Here is a 21,326-nt window from a genome sequence, read left to right as displayed (position 1 = left end):
TGACGGCCGTGTACGACTATCGTCACGGGCCAGTGACGCTGCTCACCTGCACCTTCGCCACCGTTATGAGAATGGGATGATGTCGTTTATGAAGGGACGAGTCCTTGTCGTCGACGACGACACGGCACTGGCCGAGATGCTCGGCATTGTGCTGCGTGGTGAAGGTTTTGAGCCGTCTTTCGTAGCCGACGGCGACAAGGCGCTGGCCGCATTCCGTGAGAGCAAACCCGACCTGGTGCTGCTCGACCTGATGCTGCCCGGGCGGGACGGCATCGAGGTGTGCCGCCTGATCAGGGCGGAGTCGGGCGTGCCGATCGTGATGCTCACGGCCAAGAGCGACACCGTCGACGTGGTGGTCGGGCTGGAGTCGGGCGCCGATGACTACATCGTGAAGCCGTTCAAGCCGAAGGAGCTGGTCGCCCGGATCAGGGCACGGCTGCGGAGGTCGGAGGAACCGGCGCCGGAACAGCTGGCCATAGGTGACCTCGTCATCGACGTGGCCGGTCACTCCGTGAAGCGGGACGGGCAGTCGATCGCGTTGACGCCGCTGGAGTTCGATCTGCTGGTGGCGCTGGCCCGCAAGCCGTGGCAGGTGTTCACGCGTGAGGTGCTGCTCGAGCAGGTGTGGGGATACCGGCACGCCGCAGACACCCGGCTTGTGAATGTTCACGTACAGCGGCTGCGCTCCAAGGTCGAGAAGGACCCGGAGCGGCCGGAGATCGTGGTGACCGTCAGGGGCGTCGGTTACAAGGCAGGGCCCAGCTGACATGTCCGGTGACAGTGCCGCTTCGGCGCCAGGGCCGGACAGGGCCGGCGCGGGGCGGCCTGTCGGCCGGAAGACGACAGGCTCGCGCTGGGGCCGACTGCTGGAGGGCGGTCTGCTGCAGGGCGGAGTCCAGGGCAGCCCGGTGCTCCGCTTGTTCATGCGCTGGGTCCGTCGGCCGTTGCTGCCCGTCATGCGGCTGTGGCGGCGGAACATCCAGCTCAAGGTCGTCGTCACCACGCTGCTGATGTCCTTGGGCGTGGTGCTGCTGCTGGGATTCGTCGTCATCGGTCAGGTGCGCAACGGGCTGCTGGACGCCAAGGTGAAGGCCTCGCAGAGCCAGGCCACCGGTGGGTTCGCGGTGGCCAAGCAGAAGGCCGACGAGGCAGCGGTCGGGACCAGCGACGACGGCACGGCTGCGGACCAACGGCAGTCGCAGAACCTCACCTCGTGGATGAGCGACCTCGTGGAGTCCCTGTCCAGCGGTGGCCAGGGCGCCTTCGAAGTGGTGACCCTGCCCGCGGGCGACGACAACAGCGGCGGCGGGCGCGGTCCGCGCGGCTCCGGATACGTCGATCCGACGGCCAGCGTGCCCGAGGACCTGCGCGCGCGGATCAACGACGACACGGCGGCCGCCCAGAGTTACACCCGGATCCTGTACAGCAACAACAAGGAGTCGCAGCCGGCACTCGTCATCGGCAAGCAGGTCAACGACCCCAACGGCGAGCCGTACCAGCTCTACTACCTCTTCCCGCTCACCCAGGAGGAGAAGTCACTGAGCCTGGTCAAGGGCACGCTGGCGACCGCGGGACTTTTCGTCGTCGTACTGCTCGGGGCCATCGCCTGGCTGGTGGTACGGCAGGTGGTCACCCCCGTGCGCATGGCTGCCGGGATCGCCGAACGGCTGTCCGCCGGGCGGCTGCAGGAGCGTATGAAGGTCACCGGCGAGGACGACATCGCCCGCCTCGGCGAGGCCTTCAACAAGATGGCGCAGAACCTGCAGTTGAAGATCCAGCAGCTGGAGGACCTGTCGCGGATGCAGCGGCGGTTCGTGTCGGACGTGTCGCACGAACTGCGGACACCGCTGACGACCGTACGGATGGCGGCGGACGTCATCCACGAGGCGCGGGAGGACTTCGATCCGGTGACCGCGCGGTCGGCGGAGCTGCTGGCCGACCAGCTGGACCGGTTCGAGTCGCTGCTCGCCGACCTGCTGGAGATCAGCCGTTTCGATGCGGGCGCGGCGGCGCTGGAGGCGGAGCCGATAGATCTCAGGGAGGTCGTACGGCGCGTCGTCAGCGGGGCCGAGCCGCTCGCCGAGCGCAAGGGCACGCACATACGTGTGCTGGGCGACCAGCAGCCCGTCATCGCCGAGGCGGACGCGCGGCGCGTGGAGCGGGTGCTGCGCAACCTCGTCGTCAACGCCGTGGAGCACGGCGAGGGCAAGGACGTCCTCGTCAAGCTCGCCTCGGCCGGAGGAGCGGTCGCCGTCGCGGTGCGCGATTACGGCGTCGGACTCAAGCCCGGTGAGGCCACGCGCGTGTTCAGCCGCTTCTGGCGGGCCGACCCGGCACGCGCGCGTACGACCGGTGGTACGGGCCTGGGACTGTCCATCGCTCTGGAGGATGCCCGGCTGCACGGCGGCTGGCTGCAGGCCTGGGGAGAGCCCGGCGGAGGCTCGCAGTTCCGGCTGACGCTGCCGCGGACCGCGGACGAGCCGCTGCGGGGCTCGCCGATACCCCTGGAGCCCAAGGACTCGCGGCGCAACCGAGGACTCAACGACGCCGGGCTGCCGCGCGGTGACAAAGCCGCCACCGTGCCCGCGCAGCCGGTCGCGGACCAGATACCGCCCATGGCCCCCGGACTGGGCGGTGCGGCCGCCACAGCCGACCCGACGGCACTGCCCGGGAACGGCGCGCGCGTGGTGCCCCGTCCGACCTCCGGAGCCAGACGGCAGAACGAGACGCCCGGCGAGGACGGGGCCGAGACCTCGAGCCGCCCGGACACCGTGCCGGAGGAGTCGAAGAAGCAAGGGGAGGCATTTCGTGGGCGCTGACCGCAAGGGGGGCGCCGAGCGCAGACCGATGCGCGCGGCGGCGTACGCAGCCTGTGGTGCGGTACTGCTGGCGGGATGCGCCTCCATGCCCGACAGCGGCGACCTGAGCGGTGTCGACTCCACACCGCGACAGGACACCCAGGTGCGGGTCTTCGCCATGCCGCCCCAGGAGGACGCCCAGCCGTCGGACATCGTCTCCGGCTTTCTCGAGGCACTGACCAGCGACGATCCGAACTATTCGACGGCGCGCCAATACCTGACCAAGACGGCGTCACAGACATGGAAACCGGGGCAGTCCAGCACGGTCCTCGCCAACGGGCCCGGCATCGACCCCAACCGCCTGGGCGGCCGGGAGGGCGACGACCTTTCGTTCACACTGACCGGTACCAGGGTCGCGAAAGTGGACGAGCAGCAGGCGTACTCCCCCGACGAGGGGCCCTATGACGCGCCGGTGCATCTCACGCGCGACGAGAAGACCAAGCAGTGGCGCATCGACAGGCTGCCGCAGGGCATCGTCATGGGTAAGTCGGACTTCCAGCGCAACTACATGTCCGTCAACAAGTACTACTTCGCCTCGAACGCCGCGGCCGGCAGCACGACGCAGCCGGCGGCCGTCGCCGATCCCGTGTACGTCCGCCGGCGCGTCGACCCCATGACGCAGACGGTCCGCTCACTGCTCAACGGGCCCACGAACTGGCTCGACCACGTGGTGCGGACGAGTTTCCCGAAGGGTACGGCGCTGAAGGACGGCGCCACCGCGCTGACGCCCGACGACCAGAACACGCTGACCGTGCCACTGAACGAGAAAGCCCGCCGGGTCGGTCAGAGTCAGTGCAACGAGATGGCCGCGCAGATCCTGTTCACCGTGCAGAACCTCACCCCCGCGGTGGACCAGGTCGACTTGCAGTCCGGCAACTCGCGGCTGTGCTCGCTCCGCGAGGCCGACGCCGCCACCGCCCGCGGCTCGGTGCAGCAGCCCGGCTACCTGTACTTCATCGACAGCAAGAACCGGCTCGTACGGATGGGAACCGGCAACAACCCAAGCCCCAAGGCCGAACCGGTGGCCGGGGCGCTCGGCGAGGGCGAGAAGGACCTGCGCTCGGTCGCCGTGTCGCACGACGAGGGCAGAGCGGCCGCCGTTTCCGGCGACGGCAAGGAGCTGTACGTCGCGTCGCTGGTGTCCGGCGATTCTCTTGGAACCCCCGTACTGACCAGCCGGGCCAAGTCGGATCAGGACCGGCTGACGGCACCGAGCTGGGATGTCTACGGTGACCTCTGGGTGGCCGACCGCGACCCGGGCAATCCCCGGCTGCTCCTGCTGGAACAGGGCAGGGGTGAACCGCTCGCAGTGAAGATCCCGGAGCTGGACGGCCGGATCACGGACGTCCGGGTGGCCGCCGACGGAGTACGCATAGCGCTCGTGGTGGCGAAGGGCAGCACGAAGTCCCTGCTCATCGGGCGGATCGAGCGGCGGCAGGAAGCCGCGGCGGGGCGGCCCACCGTCTCGGTGCTCGGACTGCACACCGCCACACCGGAGTTGCAGGACGTCACGGCCATGTCGTGGGCCGGGGACAGCCGGCTCGTGGTGGTCGGGCGTGAACAGGGCGGACTGCAGACCATGCGGTACGCGCAGGTCGACGGGTCCACACCCGAGGGCCCTGCACCCGCGGCCCTGTCCGGGATCAAGGGGATCACCGCGGCCGAGTCCGACCGGCTGCCGTTGGTGGCCGGCTCGGAGGACGGGATCGTACGACTGCCGTCCGGCGGCCAGTGGCAGAAGGTCACGGACGGGGCGGCGCCGGTCTATCCGGGGTGAGGCTGTCGGGCGGGGGAGCCGGCGGGGTTGCCCGGCGGTGACCGTTTTGGGTCGCGTCAAAGGGGCGGTTTGCGCCGGGGACGACTTGTCCACAGGGAGTTGTCCACAGGGCTGGCCGGGGAGCTCGGGCGTTGGCAGAGTGGTGGGCATGCGGGGGTGGTGGCAGGACCTCACCGACCTGGTGCTGCCGGCCGAGTGCGGAGGCTGCGGCAGGCCTCGTACGGTGCTCTGCCCGGAGTGCCGTGCCGTCCTGAGCGGGACCGCACCGAGCCGGGTGCGACCGGTGCCGGAGCCGCCCGGGCTGCCCGTGGTGCACGCGGCCGCCCGGTACGCCGACGAGGTGCGGGCCACGCTGCTGGCCCACAAGGAACGGGGCGCGCTGACCCTCGCAGCACCGCTCGGCACGGCACTGGCAGGTGCCGTGCAGGCGGCGCTCAGGGAGGCGGCCGGCCCTGCGGCTGCGGGCGGTGGAGTGCCCGTACTGCTCGTTCCCGTTCCGTCCGCGCGTGCGGCGGTGCGGGCGCGGGGCCACGACCCGGCACGGCGGATCGCGCTCGCGGCGGCGGGGGAACTGCGGCGGACCGGAATCGCGTCCCGAGTCCTCGCCGTGCTGCGGCAGCGGCGAGCCGTGGCCGACCAGTCGGGGCTCAACTCCCGACAACGGCTGGACAATCTCGCGGGCGCCCTTGCGGTGGCCCCCGGTGCGGACCGGCTGCTGCGCGGCGGCTCGGTCGTGCTCGTCGACGACCTGATGACCACCGGCGCATCCCTGGCCGAAGCGGCGCGTGCCGTGCGGGCGGCGACGGAGCCGGAAGAAAGGGCGGGCGCCCGCAGGAGGAGAGAACAACAGGCGGTTGCGCAACGGCAGTTCTCGGGGCTGGTTTCGTACGACGAAGCAACTACGGCTGTGTACACCGCAGCCGTTCGGGAAGGCACAGAAGAACAGATCGCCGGCTCGGCGGACGGGGCGCCCGGTCGTGTGCACTCAGTGCCAGGAATGGCGGGTGCGGGCGGCGCAGGTGACGTCATCTGCGCAGCCGTGGTCGCAGCGCCCCCAGATTCTTTCGAAAAGAACCGGAACTGACAGCCAACTTGCATCGTTGCAGGTAATGAGAGGGTCAATTCACCTGAACGGAGGTACGGCGCGGTAGAGGGTGACGACATCCGTCCGGGCGAGATATGTTCGGTTGTGAGAGAAAGGCGCAGGCCATCGCTCTCGTACCCGAATGCCGTGCTGCGGGTTTTTCACAATCACCCGTCGCGGTGGAGTGGAGATCTTGTCCGCGGGGGAGGAGGTGGAAGTCACCGAGTCCGTAGGTTCCGGAGCTCGCCGGAACCTGGTGCAAAAGGGAGATGCTCCGCCAGTGGAGCGGAGTGATCCGGGAACGGAGTTCTGCGTGGACATCGTCGTCAAGGGCCGCAAGACCGAGGTGCCCGAGCGGTTCCGCAAGCACGTGGCCGAGAAGCTGAAGCTGGAGAAGATCCAGAAGCTCGACGGCAAGGTGATCAGCCTCGACGTCGAGGTGTCCAAGGAGCCCAACCCCCGACAGGCCGACCGTTGTGACCGAGTGGAGATCACGCTCCGCTCCCGCGGCCCGGTGATCCGGGCGGAGGCAGCGGCCAGCGACCCCTACGCGGCGCTGGACCTGGCAGCGGAGAAGCTGGATGCCCGGCTGCGCAAGCAGCACGACAAGCGGTTCTCTCGCCGCGGCGCGCGCAGGATCTCGGCCGCCGAGGTCCCCGACCACGTTCCGGGCGCGGCGACGCTCAACGGGAACGGCCACCCCGTCCACGAGGAAGACCAGGACGGAGTGCCCACCAAGAAGATCGGCTCACTGGAGGTCAAGGGCGAAGGCCCCCTCATCGTCCGCGAGAAGACCCACGTCGCCTCCCCCATGACCCTCGACCAGGCCCTCTACGAGATGGAACTGGTCGGACACGACTTCTACCTGTTCGTCGACTCCGAGACGAAGGAACCCAGTGTCGTCTACCGGCGGCACGCCTACGACTACGGCGTCATCCACCTCAGCACCGACCCGATGGTCGCCCAGGCGCAGTCTCCCGCGCCGGGCGGCACGCTGGGTGGCTGACCCGCGCGGCTGACGGCTGAGCCGGTGCCCCTGGAGCGCCTGTGCGCCCCCAGGGGCATCGGTGTGCGACCCCTTCACGAGCAGCTCTGTCATCGCATTGTCGCCCGGGCATGGAATCATGGCGGCAATGGCCCAACCGGTGGGTCATTGCCTTGGGTTGGCGATGGCACAGCACCACAGGCCACAGCCTTCAGGGGGAGGAACGATGGCGGACAGCTTCGGACCGATGCATGACGAGGATGCCGACGGCGGCGTCGTCGGCATGGGCCCGGAGGCGGGCTCTCCACGCAAGGAGCCGATCAGAGTCCTTGTCGTGGACGACCACGCCCTCTTCCGCCGGGGCCTGGAGATCGTGCTCGCGGCCGAGGAGGACATCCAGGTCGTCGGGGAGGCCGGGGACGGCGCGGAGGCCGTCGACAAGGCGGCCGACCTGCTGCCGGACATCGTCCTGATGGACGTACGGATGCCGAAGCGGGGCGGGATCGAGGCCTGCACCTCCATCAAGGAGGTCGCCCCCAGCGCCAAGATCATCATGCTGACGATCAGCGACGAGGAAGCCGACCTCTACGACGCGATCAAGGCGGGCGCGACCGGTTATCTCCTCAAGGAGATCTCCACGGACGAGGTGGCCACCGCCATCCGCGCGGTCGCCGACGGACAGTCCCAGATCAGCCCCTCCATGGCGTCGAAGCTGCTCACCGAGTTCAAGTCGATGATCCAGCGGACCGACGAGCGCCGACTGGTGCCCGCGCCGCGGCTGACGGACCGCGAGCTGGAGGTCCTCAAACTCGTCGCCACCGGGATGAACAACCGGGACATCGCCAAGGAGCTGTTCATCTCCGAGAACACCGTGAAGAACCACGTCCGCAACATCCTGGAGAAGCTGCAGCTGCACTCCAGGATGGAGGCGGTGGTGTACGCGATGCGGGAGAAGATCCTCGAGATCCGCTGACGGGCCAGTGGCCCCGGGTCAGCGCATTGCCGCGACGAGTGCCCGGGTCACCTCCCTGGTGAGCGGCTCGTGCAGCTCCGGGGCGTCCACGCGCTCCACGCGGACGCTGGTGCAGTTCACCCAGCTGGCCGCCTCGACCAGAGCCTCTGCCACGGCCGGGACCGCCTTCGGGCCGTCCAGGGTGACCTGCTTGGCGACCAGCGTGGCGCCGTCACGGGTCGGGTCCACCCGGCCGACGAGGCGGCCGCCCGCGAGGACCGGCATCGCGAAGTAGCCGTACACCCGCTTCGGCTTCGGTACGTAGGCCTCCAGGCGGTGGGTGAAGCCGAAGATCCGCTCCGTGCGCGCCCTCTCCCAGATCAGGGAGTCGAAGGGGGACAGGAGCGTGGTGCGGTGGCGGCCGCGCGGCGGCGTGTCCAGGGCGGCCGGGTCGGCCCAGGCGGGTTTGGACCAGCCCTCGACCGTGACCGGGACCAGTCCCGAGTCGGCGATCACCGCGTCGACCTGCTCGCCCTTGAGGCGGTGGTAGTCGGCGATGTCCGCGCGCGTGCCGACGCCCAGGGACTGGCCCGCCAGGCGGACCAGACGGCGCAGGCACTCCGTGTCATCCAGCTCGTCGTGCAGCAGCCCGTCCGGGATCGCGCGCTCGGCGAGGTCGTACACCCGCTTCCAGCCGCGGCGCTCCACGCACACCACCTCCCCGTACATCAGCGCACGCTCCACGGCGACCTTGGCGCCGGACCAGTCCCACCACTCACTGGTGCGCTTCGCGCCGCCCAACTCCGTCGCCGTGAGGGGGCCTTCGGCGCGGAGCTGCTTGATGATCTGGTCGTAGGTGCCGTCCGGGAGGGCGTGGTTCCAGTGCGGGCGGCTTCGGTAGGCGCGGCGGCGGAAGGCGAAGTGGGGCCACTCCTCGATGGGGAGGATGCACGCGGCGTGCGACCAGTACTCGAAGGCGTGCGGGGCGGCGGACGGCGCCTTCCAGTACGCGTCCTCCACCTTTGCGCGGCCCACCGCGCCGAGGCGGGCGTACGCGATGAGCTCGTGGGAACGCGCCAGCACCGAGATCGTGTCCAGCTGGACCGCGCCGAGATGGCGCAGGACGCCGCGGACGCCGGCTCTGCGGTCGGGTGCGCCGAGAAGGCCCTGGGCGCGGAGGGCGATGCGGCGGGCTTCGTCTGCCGAGAGATCGGTGGCGGGGCGCGGGGACGTCATGGTCGGCACGATAGACGGCGGCACTGACAACGCGGGATGACCAGCGAACTCGTCACCGGCCGCCCGGTGTTGAGGCCGGTGCGGGGAGATACGGCGCCGTCGAGGCCAGCCCCAGGTCCGAGGGCAGCAGGGCACCCACCCAGGAGTCCCGGCGCACGCCCTGGTGGATGATCGCGGAGCGCAGGACGCCCTCGATGACGAAGCCGGCGCGCTCCGCCACCGCGCGGGAGGCGTGGTTGCCGACTTCCGCACGCCATTCCACGCGGTCCACCGACAGTTGGGTGAAGGCCCAGCGGGAGACCTCGACGACGGCCTCGGTGACATAGCCGTTGCCGCGGTGTTCCTTCGTCGCCCAGAAGCCGATCTCGGCCATGCTCAGAGAATGCATGGTGAGGCTGAGCATGCCCACGAGTTCCTCCCCTTCAGGGAGGAACAGAGCGAAGGTGAGTGTGGAACCGTTCGCCCACCCCTTGGGGGCGAGTTCCTCGGTGAAAGTCCGAGCGTGCTCGGCGAGGTAGGGCGAGGGAATCGTCGTCCAGCGCTGGATGTCGGGATCCTGGGCCGCGGCGTACACCGCGTCGGTGTCCTCGGGGCCGACCGTGCGCAGGAGCAGCCGGGAGGTGATGAGCGTGACGGGTTCCATCGGCTGATTCTCCTCGCAGGCCCGGCATGGACGCCATCCTTTTGCCGTGCGTGAGCGCGTGATCACAATTCGCGCAATTCGGGGGCGTCATGCGGCACCATCCGCAGGGCCCGTCCGTTGTCCCCTTTGAAGAAGATTTGAAGCGGTGCCCGAAGCCTTCGGCGGTCGTCGTACCGGCAGGCCTCCCGGCTTGGTGGGGTCCTCGCATACGATGGCCGTTGCTCAGCAAGTCAAATGGAAACCCGACCGTCCCAGGCCCGACCGGCAAGGAGACCAACCCCCGTGTCCGTCCTCTCGAAGATCATGCGTGCAGGCGAAGGCAAAATCCTGCGCAAGCTGCACCGCATCGCGGACCAGGTCAACTCCATCGAAGAGGATTTCGTCGACCTCTCCGACGCCGAGCTGCGGGCCCTCACCGATGAGTACAAGCAGCGGTACGCCGACGGCGAGAGCCTGGACGACCTGCTCCCCGAGGCGTTCGCCACCGTGCGCGAGGCCGCCAAGCGCGTCCTCGGGCAGCGTCACTACGACGTGCAGATGATGGGTGGCGCGGCGCTCCACCTCGGCTATGTCGCCGAGATGAAGACCGGTGAGGGCAAGACCCTGGTCGGCACGCTGCCGGCGTATCTGAACGCCCTGTCCGGGGACGGCGTTCACCTGATCACGGTCAACGACTACCTGGCCGAGCGCGACTCCGAGATGATGGGCCGCGTCCACAAGTTCCTCGGCCTGAGCGTCGGCTGCATCCTCGCCAACATGACGCCGGCCGAGCGCCGCCAGCAGTACGAGTGCGACATCACCTACGGCACGAACAACGAGTTCGGCTTCGACTACCTGCGCGACAACATGGCGTGGTCGAAGGACGAACTGGTGCAGCGCGGCCACAACTTCGCCATCGTCGACGAGGTCGACTCCATCCTGGTCGACGAGGCCCGTACGCCGCTGATCATCTCCGGCCCGGCCGACCAGGCCACGAAGTGGTACGGCGACTTCGCCAAGCTGGTCACGCGCCTGAAGAAGGGCGAGGCGGGCAACCCGCTCAAGGGCGTCGAGGAGACCGGCGACTACGACGTCGACGAGAAGAAGCGCACGGTCGCCATCCACGAGTCCGGCGTCAGCAAGGTCGAGGACTGGCTGGGCATCGACAACCTCTACGAGTCGGTGAACACGCCTCTGGTGGGCTACCTGAACAACGCCATCAAGGCCAAGGAGCTCTTCAAGAAGGACAAGGACTACGTCGTCATCGACGGCGAGGTCATGATCGTCGACGAGCACACCGGCCGTATCCTCGCCGGCCGCCGCTACAACGAGGGCATGCACCAGGCGATCGAGGCGAAGGAAGGGGTGGACATCAAGGACGAGAACCAGACGCTCGCCACGATCACCCTGCAGAACTTCTTCCGCCTCTACAAGAAGCTCTCCGGCATGACCGGTACGGCGATGACCGAGGCCGCCGAGTTCCACCAGATCTACAAGCTCGGCGTCGTCCCGATCCCGACCAACAAGCCGATGATCCGCAAGGACCAGTCGGACCTGATCTACCGCACCGAGGTCGCCAAGTTCGAGGCGGTCGTCGACGACATCGCCGAGAAGCACGAGAAGGGCCAGCCGATCCTCGTCGGTACGACGTCGGTCGAGAAGTCCGAATACCTCTCGCAGCAGCTCTCCAAGCGCGGCATCCAGCACGAAGTGCTGAACGCGAAGCAGCACGACCGTGAGGCCACGATCGTCGCCCAGGCCGGCCGCAAGGGCGCCGTGACCGTCGCCACCAACATGGCCGGTCGTGGTACGGACATCAAGCTCGGCGGCAACCCCGACGACCTCGCCGAGGCGGAGCTGCGCCAGCGCGGCCTCGACCCCGAGGAGCACATCGAGGAGTGGGCGCACTTCCTGCCCGACGCCCTGGAGCGCGCCGAGAAGGCCGTGAAGGCGGAGTTCGAAGAGGTCAAGGAGCTCGGCGGGCTCTACGTCCTGGGCACCGAGCGGCACGAGTCGCGGCGTATCGACAACCAGCTGCGTGGTCGCTCCGGCCGTCAGGGCGACCCGGGCGAGTCCCGCTTCTACCTCTCGCTCGGCGACGACCTGATGAGGCTCTTCAAGGCCCAGATGGTCGAGCGGGTGATGTCGATGGCGAACGTCCCGGACGACGTCCCGATCGAGAACAAGATGGTCACGCGCGCGATCGCCTCCGCGCAGTCGCAGGTCGAGCAGCAGAACTTCGAGACCCGTAAGAACGTCCTGAAGTACGACGAGGTCCTCAACCGCCAGCGTGAGGTCATCTACGGCGAGCGGCGCCGCGTCCTGGAGGGCGAGGATCTGCAGGAGCAGATCGGCCACTTCATGGACGACACGATCGACGCGTACATCGCCGCGGAGACCGCCGAGGGCTTCGCGGAGGACTGGGACCTCGACCGGCTGTGGGGCGCCTTCAAGCAGCTCTACCCGGTGAAGGTGACCGTCGAGGAGTTGGAGGAGGCGGCCGGTGACCGAGCCGGTCTGACCGCCGAGTTCATCTCCGAGTCCATCAAGGACGACATCCACCAGCAGTACGAGGCACGCGAGGCGCAGCTCGGCTCCGAGATCATGCGGGAGCTGGAGCGCCGGGTCGTGCTGTCGGTCCTGGACCGCAAGTGGCGCGAGCACCTCTACGAGATGGACTACCTCCAGGAGGGCATCGGCCTGCGCGCGATGGCGCAGAAGGACCCGCTGGTCGAGTACCAGCGCGAGGGCTTCGACATGTTCACCGCCATGATGGAGGGCATCAAGGAGGAGTCCGTCGGCTATCTGTTCAACCTGGAGGTCCAGGTCGAGCAGCAGGTCGAGGAGGTCCCGGTCGAGGACGCCGAGCCGGTCGACATGGAGAAGCAGGACGTCGTGCCGGCGCAGGCGGGCAGCCGTCCGGAGATCCGCGCCAAGGGGCTGGACGCCCCGCAGCGCCGGAACCTGCACTTCTCCGCGCCGACCGTGGACGGCGAGGGCGGCACCATCGAGGGCGAGTTCGTGGGCGACGAGGAGCCGGTGCGCTCGGAGGCCGACGGTCTCACGCGCGCCGAGCGGCGCAAGCAGTCCCGGAGCGGGCGTCGCCGCAAGAAGTGAGCGGCGCGTCGTAGCGGCTTGAAGGGCCGGGTCACCTCGGGGTGGCCCGGCCCTTCCGCGTGCGGCGGTGCGGGCTGGGTCGAGGTCCCTCTGGTCGTCTAGTCGTCGCCCGTGGGGCGCGGCGGGCGGGGACCGCCGAGTTCCACCGCCGTGCAGCGCCAGCGCAGGTCCCGGCCCCGTTCCAGGCGGAAGGCCATGGCCCGCAGCTGGTCACCGGCGCCGATGCGGGCGAAGGCCTCGACGGCACCGGGACGGGCTTCGTAGTAGCCGATGTCGCGGACGACCGGGCGTGCGCCGCGGGTGCGCAGGGGGCCGCGTTCGGCGAGCCAGGCCAGTTCGTCGTAGGCCCGGCCCGCGGTGTGCCGCAGCATCGAGTGGACGGGGCGCTGACCGCTCAGCACGGCGAGGAGGAGGTCGGCGAAGACGTCAGTGGGGCGGGGCTGGGGGATCGGCCGGGTGTGTCCGGTGGAGCAGGCGGTTTCATCTGGGGCGGGAGCCGTGTTGCCCGGCGCGTGGATCGTGGTGCGGGTCGCGGTGGCGGTACGCGCGCCCGGAGCCGTCGTGGTGGTGTCCTTGGGCGGTGCGGCCGTGCCCGGGCGCGCCGGCCCCGTGAGGGCGCTGGTCGTGTTCCTGGCCGCAGCGGCAGGGGCTGTCGGCGGGCGGTTGTCGGCGGGCCCTGTGCTCGGGGAGGGGCTGTCCGTCCGGGAGCGCGGTGGGCGGCCGCCGCCCGGGGCGGTGCGGGTCGGGGTTCCGCCCGGGGTGCGGGGCGGGGCGCCGCCGGGGCGGCGGGAGTCGCGGCGGCCGGGAGGGCGGGTGTCCGGCTGGTGCTGTGCCCTGGTCATGATCTTGTGCATGTGCGTCCCCGTTCGCTGAGACGAGTCGATACCCGTCGGTAACTTGGCGTTGGGGATCTTGTACGGGGCCAGGGGTGACGGCAGCAAGCGCATGGGGAGCCGGGCCGGGGTGGCCGGAATATTCACCTATCAGGGTGGCGGAGGGGGTGCGGAACCCCGTGATCACTGGGGTGCGCCGGGTGAATTCCGAGGCCTGAAGTGGACGCCTCCGGGCTTGCGGGCAGGGACTCGAAAGGGGACTCCCGCACGTATCCTGAAGGCCCCTTCACAAGGCGCGTGAGAGCGCCCAGCCACCGACCACGAAAGCGGCCAGCCATGCGCGTCTACGTCCCCCTGACCCTCTCCGGTCTCGCCGAGGCGTACAAGACGGGAGAGCTGGGGGCAGGGCCGCTCGTGGCGTACGCCGTCACGCCCGCCCTGCGCGAGTGGTACCTCTCGGACGACATCGAGGAACTGGAGTACGCGGCCCTCAACCGCGCCGCGCTGGCCTCACTCCGGCTGCTGGCCGCGGACCCCGGGGCGGTACGGCGCCGCGTCGTGGTCGCCGTCGACGTGCCGGACGGCGCCGCCTCCGCCGACCCGGACCGGGGCCTCGACCCGGCCGCGCTCGGCGAGGTGCGGGTGACCGGGGCCGTGGCGCTTGCGAAGGCCGCCGCCGTGCACGTCGACCTCGACGACGCGGAGGAGGACGTGGCGGCCGCGGCCGCGGCGCTCGAAGCGGCGGACCGCGGGGACGACGACGCCCAGTTCGTGGTGGACGGCGCCGAGGACCACGAACTGCTGTGGTACGCGACGCAGGAGATCCCCCACCTGGTCGGGCTCGGGGACTGAGCCCACCGTCTCTTGATTGTCAGTGGCGGCGGGTACGTTTTTGGCATGGGGAAGCAGACAGGGGCGCACATTGTCTGGGACTGGAACGGGACGCTGTTCCACGACAATGACGCGATCATCGGGGCGACGAACGCGGCGTTCGCCGAGCTCGGCCTTGAGCCGATCACGCTGGAGCGGTACCGGGCGCTGTACTGCGTGCCGGTGCCCAAGTTCTACGAGCGGCTCATGGGCCGGCTGCCGACGGACGCCGAGTGGGAGGTCATGGACGGGACCTTCCACCGGTACTACGCCGAGCACCGGACCGGCTGCGGGCTGACCGAAGGGGCGGCGGAGCTGCTCGCGGGGTGGCGGTCGGCGGGACGCAGTCAGTCGATCCTGAGCATGTACACGCATGACGAACTCGTCCCGTTGGTGCGGGGGTTCGGGATAGAGGGGCACTTCATACGCGTCGACGGGCGGACCGGTCCCTCGGGGGGCAGCAAGGCGGAGCACATGGTGCGGCACCTTGGCTCACTGGTCGGTGTGGACCCGGCTCGGACGGTGGTGATCGGGGATGCCGCCGATGATGCGGTGGCCGCGCGGTATGTGGGGGCGCGGGCGGTGCTGTACACCGGCGGGTCGCATGGGCGGGCCAGCCTTGAGGTGGTGGGGGTGCCGGTGGTGGACACGCTGGCGGAGGCGGTGGCGGAGGCACAGCGGCTGGCGGCGTGAGCGGGGTTGTGCCGTGCCGTGCCGGTGCTGCAGCCGGGCGGGGTGGGCACGCGACCCGGCGTGGCGGGGTGCCGCTGCGCCCACCCGTGCCGCCCCAGCGGCACGACTGCCTGCAGCTACCGGCGGTGCGGCACGACTGCCCGCAGCTACCGGCCGTGCGGCACGACTGCCAGTAGCTGCGTCAACCCGTCACGCCACCGGGGCCTTTGCCCGTAGCACCGTGAGGAACTCGCGCATCCAGGCCGGGTGGTCCGGCCAGGCGCGCGAGGAGACCAGGGTGCCGTCGACCACGGCCTCGGTGTCCTGGAAGGTGGCGCCGGCGGTCTGCATGTCGGGTTCCAGGGCGGGGTACGCCGTGACGCGGCGGCCGCGGAGGCCGTCGACCGCCGCGGTGAGCAGGGGGCCGTGGCAGATCTGGGCGACCGGCTTGTCGGCGTCGAAGAAGGACTTGAGGATCTTGCGGAGTTCGGGGTCGTTGCGGAGGTACTCGGGGGCGCGGCCGCCCGGGATGACGAGGGCGGCGTACTGGCCGGGATCGACCTCGGCGAAAGCCAGATCGGCGGGCCAGGTATAGCCGGGCTTCTCGGTGTAGGTGTCGAAACCGGGTTCGAAGTCGTGGACGACGAACTGGAGCTTCTTGCGGGAGGGGGCCGCGATATGGACGTCGTAGCCCTCCTCGCGGAGGCGCTGGTAGGGGTACAGGACCTCGAGTGACTCTGCTGCGTCGCCGGTGACGATGAGGATTTTCGCGGTCATGTCGGGCGGCTCCCCTCGGGCGGGCGTGCGCTGTCATGGGCAACGTGCCTCCTGGGGGAGGCCTTGCCAAGGGGTCCGGTCGTATTCGAGCAAGGGGGATCAGATGAGGGGTTCGTTTCGTCGGCCCGCACGACAGTGGGGCCTTTGCCGCTGTGCAGAGTGTCAAAGTTCCACCCCCGGTTTTGTACACATACGGCTCATGACGGGCCCCCCTCACTGAGCGATAGCCTTATGGCGTGATCAGCGCGATAGCTCGCGGGGGCACCGTTGCCCCTGCCCTGCGCCCGGCGAGCACGGACCATCTCCGTGACCGGGCGGCGGTCGCTGGTCTTCGCGGGCAGGAGGGGGCCGGAAGGGCTCCCGGGATGCCATTCGCCCCCTGGACGCGGCCGCTGCGGAGAGCAGCGTCACACCCTCGGGGCAGCTCAAATATGGCTCATATCTTCCCGCTCATCTCACCTTGCGGCATAGCGTCGGAGCAGACCGGAGAACCCGGGCCGTGGCGTCGAGCCGCAGGGGAAGAGACCGTACTTCCTTCTACGTCACGCAACGGCGCGCGACAGGAGCCAGAGGACAATGCAGACCAAGCTGGACGAAGCCAAGGCCGAGCTGCTCGAGAGGGCCGCCCGGGTAGCTGAGAACAGCCCGGTCGGGGGGCACCTACCGACCGGGACGACGGACGAGAGCACCCCGGACCGGGAGACCGTGCTCGCGTTCCTCCAGCGCTACTACCTGCACACCGCCCCGGAGGACCTCAACGGCCGCGACCCGGTCGACATCTTCGGAGCCGCGCTCTCGCACTACCGGCTGGCCGAGAATCGCCCCCAGGGCACGGCCAACGTGCGGGTCCACACCCCCACGGTGGAGGAGAACGGGTGGACGTGCAGCCACTCCGTCGTCGAGGTCGTCACCGACGACATGCCCTTCCTGGTCGACTCCGTCACCAATGAGCTGACGCGCCAGGGACGCGGTATCCACGTCGTCATCCACCCGCAGATCGTCGTCCGCCGGGATGTCACCGGCAAGCTCATCGAGGTGCTCAGTGTGCAGCCGGGCGGCGAACTGCCGCACGACGCGCACACCGAGTCCTGGATCCACGTCGAGATCGACCGCGAGACCGACCGCGGCGACCTCAAGCAGATCACCGCCGACCTGCTGCGTGTGCTGTCCGACGTCCGCGAGGCCGTCGAGGACTGGGACAAGATGCGGGACGCGGCGCTGCGCATGGCCGACGAACTGCCCAAGGAGCCCGTCGCCACCGACCTGCGCGAGCAGGACATCGAGGAGGCCCGCGAGCTGCTGCGCTGGCTGTCCGCCGATCACTTCACCTTCCTCGGCTACCGCGAGTACCAGCTGCGCGAGGATGACTCGCTGGCCGCAGTGCCCGGCACCGGCCTCGGCATCCTGCGTTCCGACCCGCACCACGCCGGGGACGACAGCCACCCGGTGAGCCCGTCCTTCGAGCGGCTGCCCGCCGACGCCCGCGCCAAGGCCCGCGAGCACAAGCTCCTCGTCCTGACCAAGGCGAACAGCCGGGCTACTGTGCACCGGCCCTCGTATCTGGACTACATCGGCGTCAAGAAGTTCGACGCGGACGGCAACGTCGTCGGCGAGCGCCGCTTCCTCGGCCTGTTCTCCTCCGCCGCCTACACCGAGTCGGTGCGCCGGGTCCCGGTCATCCGCCGCAAGGTCGAGGAGGTCCTGGAGCGCGCCGGCTTCTCGCCCAACAGCCACGACGGGCGCGACCTGCTGCAGATCCTGGAGACCTACCCGCGCGACGAGCTCTTCCAGACGCCGGCCAGCGAGCTGGAGTCCATCGCCACCTCCGTCCTGTACCTGCAGGAGCGTCGGCGGCTGCGCCTCTACCTGCGGCAGGACGAGTACGGGCGCTACTACTCCGCCCTCGTCTACCTCCCGCGCGACCGCTACACCACCGGTGTGCGCCTGAGGATCATCGACATCCTGAAGGAGGAACTCGGCGGCACCAGCGTCGACTTCACCGCCTGGAACACCGAGTCGATCCTGTCCCGGCTGCATTTCGTGGTCCGGGTCCCGCAGGGCACCGAGCTGCCGCAGCTGTCGGACGCCGACAAGGAGCGCATCGAGGCCCGCCTGGTGGAGGCCGCCCGCTCCTGGGCCGACGGCTTCGCCGAGGCGCTGAACGCCGAGTGCGGCGAGGAGCGCGCCGCCGAACTGCTGCGCCGCTACAACAACGCCTTCCCCGAGGGCTACAAGGCCGACCACACCCCGCGTGCCGCGGTCGCCGACCTCGTCCACCTCGAGCAGCTCAGCGAGGCACAGGCCGACAGCGGCCAGGACTTCTCGCTCAGTCTGTACGAGCCCGTCGGCGCCGCCCCCGAGGAGCGCCGGTTCAAGATCTACCGCAAGGGCGAGGCGGTCTCCCTGTCCGCGGTGCTGCCGGCCCTCAGCCGGCTCGGTGTCGAGGTGACGGACGAGCGGCCGTACGAGCTGCGCTGCTCGGACCGCACCACGGCGTGGATCTACGACTTCGGCCTGCGCATGCCCAGGTTGCAGAACGGCGGCGGCGACTACCTCGGCGACGACGCCCGCGAGCGCTTCCAGGACGCCTTCGCCGCCACCTGGACCGGCAAGGCCGAGAACGACGGCTTCAACGCTTTGGTGCTCAGCGCCGGACTGACCTGGCGGCAGGCGATGGTGCTGCGGGCGTACGCCAAGTACCTGCGCCAGGCCGGGTCCACCTTCAGCCAGGACTACATGGAGGACACCCTCCGCAACAACGTCCACACCACCCGGCTGCTCGTCTCGCTGTTCGAGGCGCGGATGTCCCCGGACCGGCAGCGGGCCGGGCACGAGATCGTCGACGCGCTGCTCGAAGAGGTCGACGCGGCCCTCGACCAGGTGGCCTCGCTCGACGAGGACCGGATCCTGCGGTCCTTCCTGACCGTCATCAAGGCGACCCTGCGGACGAACTTCTTCCAGGAGGCGGCGGGCGGCAAGCCGCACGCGTACGTGTCCATGAAGTTCGACCCGCAGGCGATCCCCGACCTGCCGGCGCCGCGCCCGGCGTACGAGATCTGGGTGTACTCGCCGCGCGTGGAGGGCGTGCACCTGCGCTTCGGCAAGGTCGCCCGAGGCGGTCTGCGCTGGTCCGACCGGCGTGAGGACTTCCGGACCGAGATCCTCGGCCTGGTCAAGGCACAGATGGTGAAGAACACCGTCATCGTGCCGGTCGGCGCCAAGGGCGGCTTCGTCGCCAAGCAGCTGCCGGACCCGGGCGTGGACCGGGACGCGTGGCTGGCCGAGGGCATCGCCAGCTACAAGACGTTCATCTCGGCGCTGCTCGACATCACCGACAACATGGTGGCCGGCGAGGTCGTGCCCCCGGCGGACGTCGTGCGGCACGACGAGGACGACACCTACCTCGTGGTCGCCGCCGACAAGGGCACCGCCACGTTCTCGGACATCGCCAACGGGGTCGCCGAGAAGTACAACTTCTGGCTCGGTGACGCCTTCGCCTCCGGTGGCTCGGCCGGCTACGACCACAAGGGCATGGGCATCACCGCCCGCGGCGCCTGGGAGTCCGTCAAGCGGCACTTCCGGGAGCTGGGCGTCGACACGCAGAGCGAGGACTTCACCGTCGTCGGCATCGGCGACATGTCCGGTGACGTGTTCGGCAACGGCATGCTGCTGAGCGAGCACATCCGCCTGGTCGCCGCCTTCGACCACCGGCACATCTTCATCGACCCGAACCCGGACGCGGCCACCTCGTACGCAGAGCGGCGCCGTATCTTCGAGCTGCCGCGCTCCAGCTGGGCCGACTACAACGCCGAGCTCATCTCCGCCGGTGGCGGCGTGTTCCCGCGTACCGCCAAGGCCATCCAGCTCAACTCGCACATCCGCGAGGCCCTCGGCATCGAGGGCAAGGTCTCCAAGATGACCCCGGCCGACCTGATGAAGGCCATCCTCCAGGCCCCGGTGGACCTGCTGTGGAACGGCGGCATCGGTACCTATGTGAAGGCCAGCACGGAGAGCCAGGCGGACGTCGGCGACAAGGCCAACGACCCGATCCGGGTCGACGGCGCCGACCTGCGGGTCAAGGTCGTCGGCGAGGGCGGCAACCTGGGTCTGACCCAGCTCGGCCGGATCGAGTTCGCCCGGCACGGCGGCAAGATCAACACCGATGCGATCGACAACAGCGCGGGCGTGGACACCTCCGACCACGAGGTGAACATCAAGATCCTGCTCAACGGCCTGGTCGCCGACGGCGACATGACCGTCAAGCAGCGCAACAAGATCCTCGCCGAGATGACCGACGAGGTCGGCGCGCTGGTCCTGCGCAACAACTACGCGCAGAACACGGCGATCGCCAACGCCCTGGCCCAGTCCAAGGACATGCTCCACGCCCAGCAGCGGTTCATCCGCCACCTGGTGCGCGAGGGGCATCTGGACCGGGCGCTGGAGTTCCTGCCGACCGACCGCCAGATCCGCGAGCGCCTCAGCGCCGGCCAGGGCCTCACCGGCCCCGAGACGGCCGTCCTGCTGGCGTACACGAAGATCACGGTCGCCGAGGAGCTGCTGCACACCTCGCTGCCGGACGACCCGTATCTGCGCGGTCTGCTGCACGCGTACTTCCCGACGGCCCTGCGCGAGACGTTCGCCGACCGCATCGACGGTCACCCGCTGCATCGCGAGATCACCACGACCGTCCTGGTCAACGACACGGTCAACACGGGCGGTACGACCTATCTGCACCGTCTGCGCGAGGAGACCGGCGCCTCCCTCGAGGAGATCGTGCGGGCGCAGACCGCGGCCCGGGCGATCTTCTGCTCGGCACCGGTGTGGGACGCGGTCGAGGGCCTGGACAACCGGGTCGAGGCCGCCGTCCAGACCCGTATCCGGCTGCACTCGCGCCGGCTGGTGGAGCGCGGCACGCGCTGGCTGCTCAACAACCGGCCGCAGCCACTGCAGCTCGCGGAGACGGTGGACTTCTTCGGCGAGCGCGTCGAGCAGGTCTGGCAGCAGCTGACCAAGCTGCTGCGCGGCGCGGACCTCGAGTGGTGGCAGCAGATCCACGACGAGCTGACCGGCGCCGGCGTCCCGGACGAGCTCGCCACCCGCGTGGCCGGGTTCTCCTCCGCCTTCCCGGCGCTCGACATCGTCTCGGTGGCCGACCGCATGGGCAAGGAGCCGCTGGACGTCGCCGAGGTGTACTACGACCTCGCCGACCGGCTGCACATCACCCAGCTCATGGACCGCATCATCGAACTGCCGCGCGCCGACCGCTGGCAGTCCATGGCCCGCGCCTCCATCCGTGAGGATCTGTACGCGGCGCACGCGGCGCTGACCGCGGACGTCCTGGCGGTGGGCAACGGCACCTCGACTCCCGAGCAGCGCTTCAAGGCCTGGGAGGAGAAGAACGCGGCGATCCTGGGCCGGGCGCGCACGACCCTGGAGGAGATCCAGAGCTCGGAGACGTTCGACCTCGCCAACCTGTCGGTGGCGATGCGCACGATGCGCACCCTGCTGCGGACGCACTCGTAGCAGGCGGTACGAAAACGAGG

The 21,326-nt window shown here is 69.6% G+C and carries 14 protein-coding genes; 10 read left to right on the top strand and 4 right to left on the bottom strand.

From position 1 onward, the window contains the following. Positions 1-76: 76 nt before the first annotated feature. The 6 genes from mtrA (at position 77) to ACWCRD_RS14885 (ending at position 7,677) form a co-directional block, all read left to right on the top strand. Entirely contained in the window at positions 77-766 is a 690-nt protein-coding gene (gene mtrA, locus ACWCRD_RS14910; RefSeq protein ID WP_187284748.1) for a two-component system response regulator MtrA, read from the top strand. A gap of 1 nt (position 767) precedes the next feature. Beyond that, positions 768-2,819, top strand: coding sequence for an MtrAB system histidine kinase MtrB (mtrB, locus tag ACWCRD_RS14905; RefSeq protein WP_450966222.1), 2,052 nt, complete (start codon positions 768-770; stop codon positions 2,817-2,819). Further along, complete coding sequence (locus ACWCRD_RS14900; RefSeq protein WP_450966221.1) at positions 2,809-4,635, top strand: LpqB family beta-propeller domain-containing protein; 1,827 nt, start codon at positions 2,809-2,811, stop codon at positions 4,633-4,635. The genes mtrB and ACWCRD_RS14900 overlap by 11 nt, the downstream gene beginning before the upstream one ends. Positions 4,636-4,783: 148 nt before the next feature. After that, on the top strand, positions 4,784-5,719 hold the full coding sequence (locus ACWCRD_RS14895) for a ComF family protein (RefSeq protein ID WP_450966220.1): 936 nt from the start codon (positions 4,784-4,786) through the stop codon (positions 5,717-5,719). A gap of 313 nt (positions 5,720-6,032) precedes the next feature. After that, positions 6,033-6,725, top strand: a complete 693-nt coding sequence (gene hpf, locus ACWCRD_RS14890) for a ribosome hibernation-promoting factor, HPF/YfiA family (protein ID WP_260326615.1) — start codon at positions 6,033-6,035, stop codon at positions 6,723-6,725. Between the two features lie 205 nt (positions 6,726-6,930). Next, a complete protein-coding gene (locus ACWCRD_RS14885) occupies positions 6,931-7,677 on the top strand; it encodes a response regulator (protein ID WP_450966219.1) in 747 nt (248 codons plus the stop codon). 18 nt (positions 7,678-7,695) lie between these two features. Here the strand turns inward: ACWCRD_RS14885 and ACWCRD_RS14880 are convergent, their stop codons facing one another. Both ACWCRD_RS14880 and ACWCRD_RS14875 read right to left on the bottom strand, forming a co-directional pair. Continuing rightward, positions 7,696-8,892, bottom strand: a complete 1,197-nt coding sequence (locus ACWCRD_RS14880) for a winged helix-turn-helix domain-containing protein (protein WP_450966218.1) — start codon at positions 8,890-8,892, stop codon at positions 7,696-7,698. 52 nt (positions 8,893-8,944) lie between these two features. Next, the gene (locus ACWCRD_RS14875) at positions 8,945-9,535 is read right to left on the bottom strand and encodes a GNAT family N-acetyltransferase (protein ID WP_450966217.1); all 591 of its coding nucleotides are present in this window, start codon (positions 9,533-9,535) and stop codon (positions 8,945-8,947) included. A gap of 282 nt (positions 9,536-9,817) precedes the next feature. Between ACWCRD_RS14875 and secA the strand changes: the two genes are divergently transcribed. Beyond that, positions 9,818-12,631, top strand: coding sequence for a preprotein translocase subunit SecA (gene secA / locus ACWCRD_RS14870; protein WP_450966216.1), 2,814 nt, complete (start codon positions 9,818-9,820; stop codon positions 12,629-12,631). A gap of 98 nt (positions 12,632-12,729) precedes the next feature. Here secA and ACWCRD_RS14865 read toward each other — a convergent pair whose 3' ends face one another. Next, positions 12,730-13,485, bottom strand: coding sequence for an Rv3235 family protein (locus tag ACWCRD_RS14865; protein ID WP_450966215.1), 756 nt, complete (start codon positions 13,483-13,485; stop codon positions 12,730-12,732). A 315-nt stretch (positions 13,486-13,800) separates the two neighbouring features. On the opposite strand from ACWCRD_RS14865, the gene ACWCRD_RS14860 reads away from it, so the two are divergent. Both ACWCRD_RS14860 and ACWCRD_RS14855 read left to right on the top strand, forming a co-directional pair. Beyond that, positions 13,801-14,316, top strand: a complete 516-nt coding sequence (locus tag ACWCRD_RS14860; RefSeq protein ID WP_450966214.1) for a DUF6912 family protein — start codon at positions 13,801-13,803, stop codon at positions 14,314-14,316. Between the two features lie 45 nt (positions 14,317-14,361). Beyond that, positions 14,362-15,027 (top strand): HAD family hydrolase, encoded by a 666-nt coding sequence (locus ACWCRD_RS14855; RefSeq protein ID WP_450966213.1) that lies wholly within the window; start codon positions 14,362-14,364, stop codon positions 15,025-15,027. 189 nt (positions 15,028-15,216) lie between these two features. Here the strand turns inward: ACWCRD_RS14855 and ACWCRD_RS14850 are convergent, their stop codons facing one another. After that, positions 15,217-15,783, bottom strand: a complete 567-nt coding sequence (locus tag ACWCRD_RS14850; protein ID WP_450966212.1) for a DJ-1/PfpI family protein — start codon at positions 15,781-15,783, stop codon at positions 15,217-15,219. Positions 15,784-16,359: 576 nt separating this feature from the next. On the opposite strand from ACWCRD_RS14850, the gene ACWCRD_RS14845 reads away from it, so the two are divergent. Continuing rightward, positions 16,360-21,306, top strand: coding sequence for an NAD-glutamate dehydrogenase (locus tag ACWCRD_RS14845; protein WP_450966211.1), 4,947 nt, complete (start codon positions 16,360-16,362; stop codon positions 21,304-21,306). Positions 21,307-21,326: the final 20 nt, after the last annotated feature.

The organism is Streptomyces sp. NPDC002092, from assembly GCF_053593775.1.
Note: the sequence above shows the minus strand (reverse complement) of the source record. Positions and strands in the feature narration are given on the sequence as shown.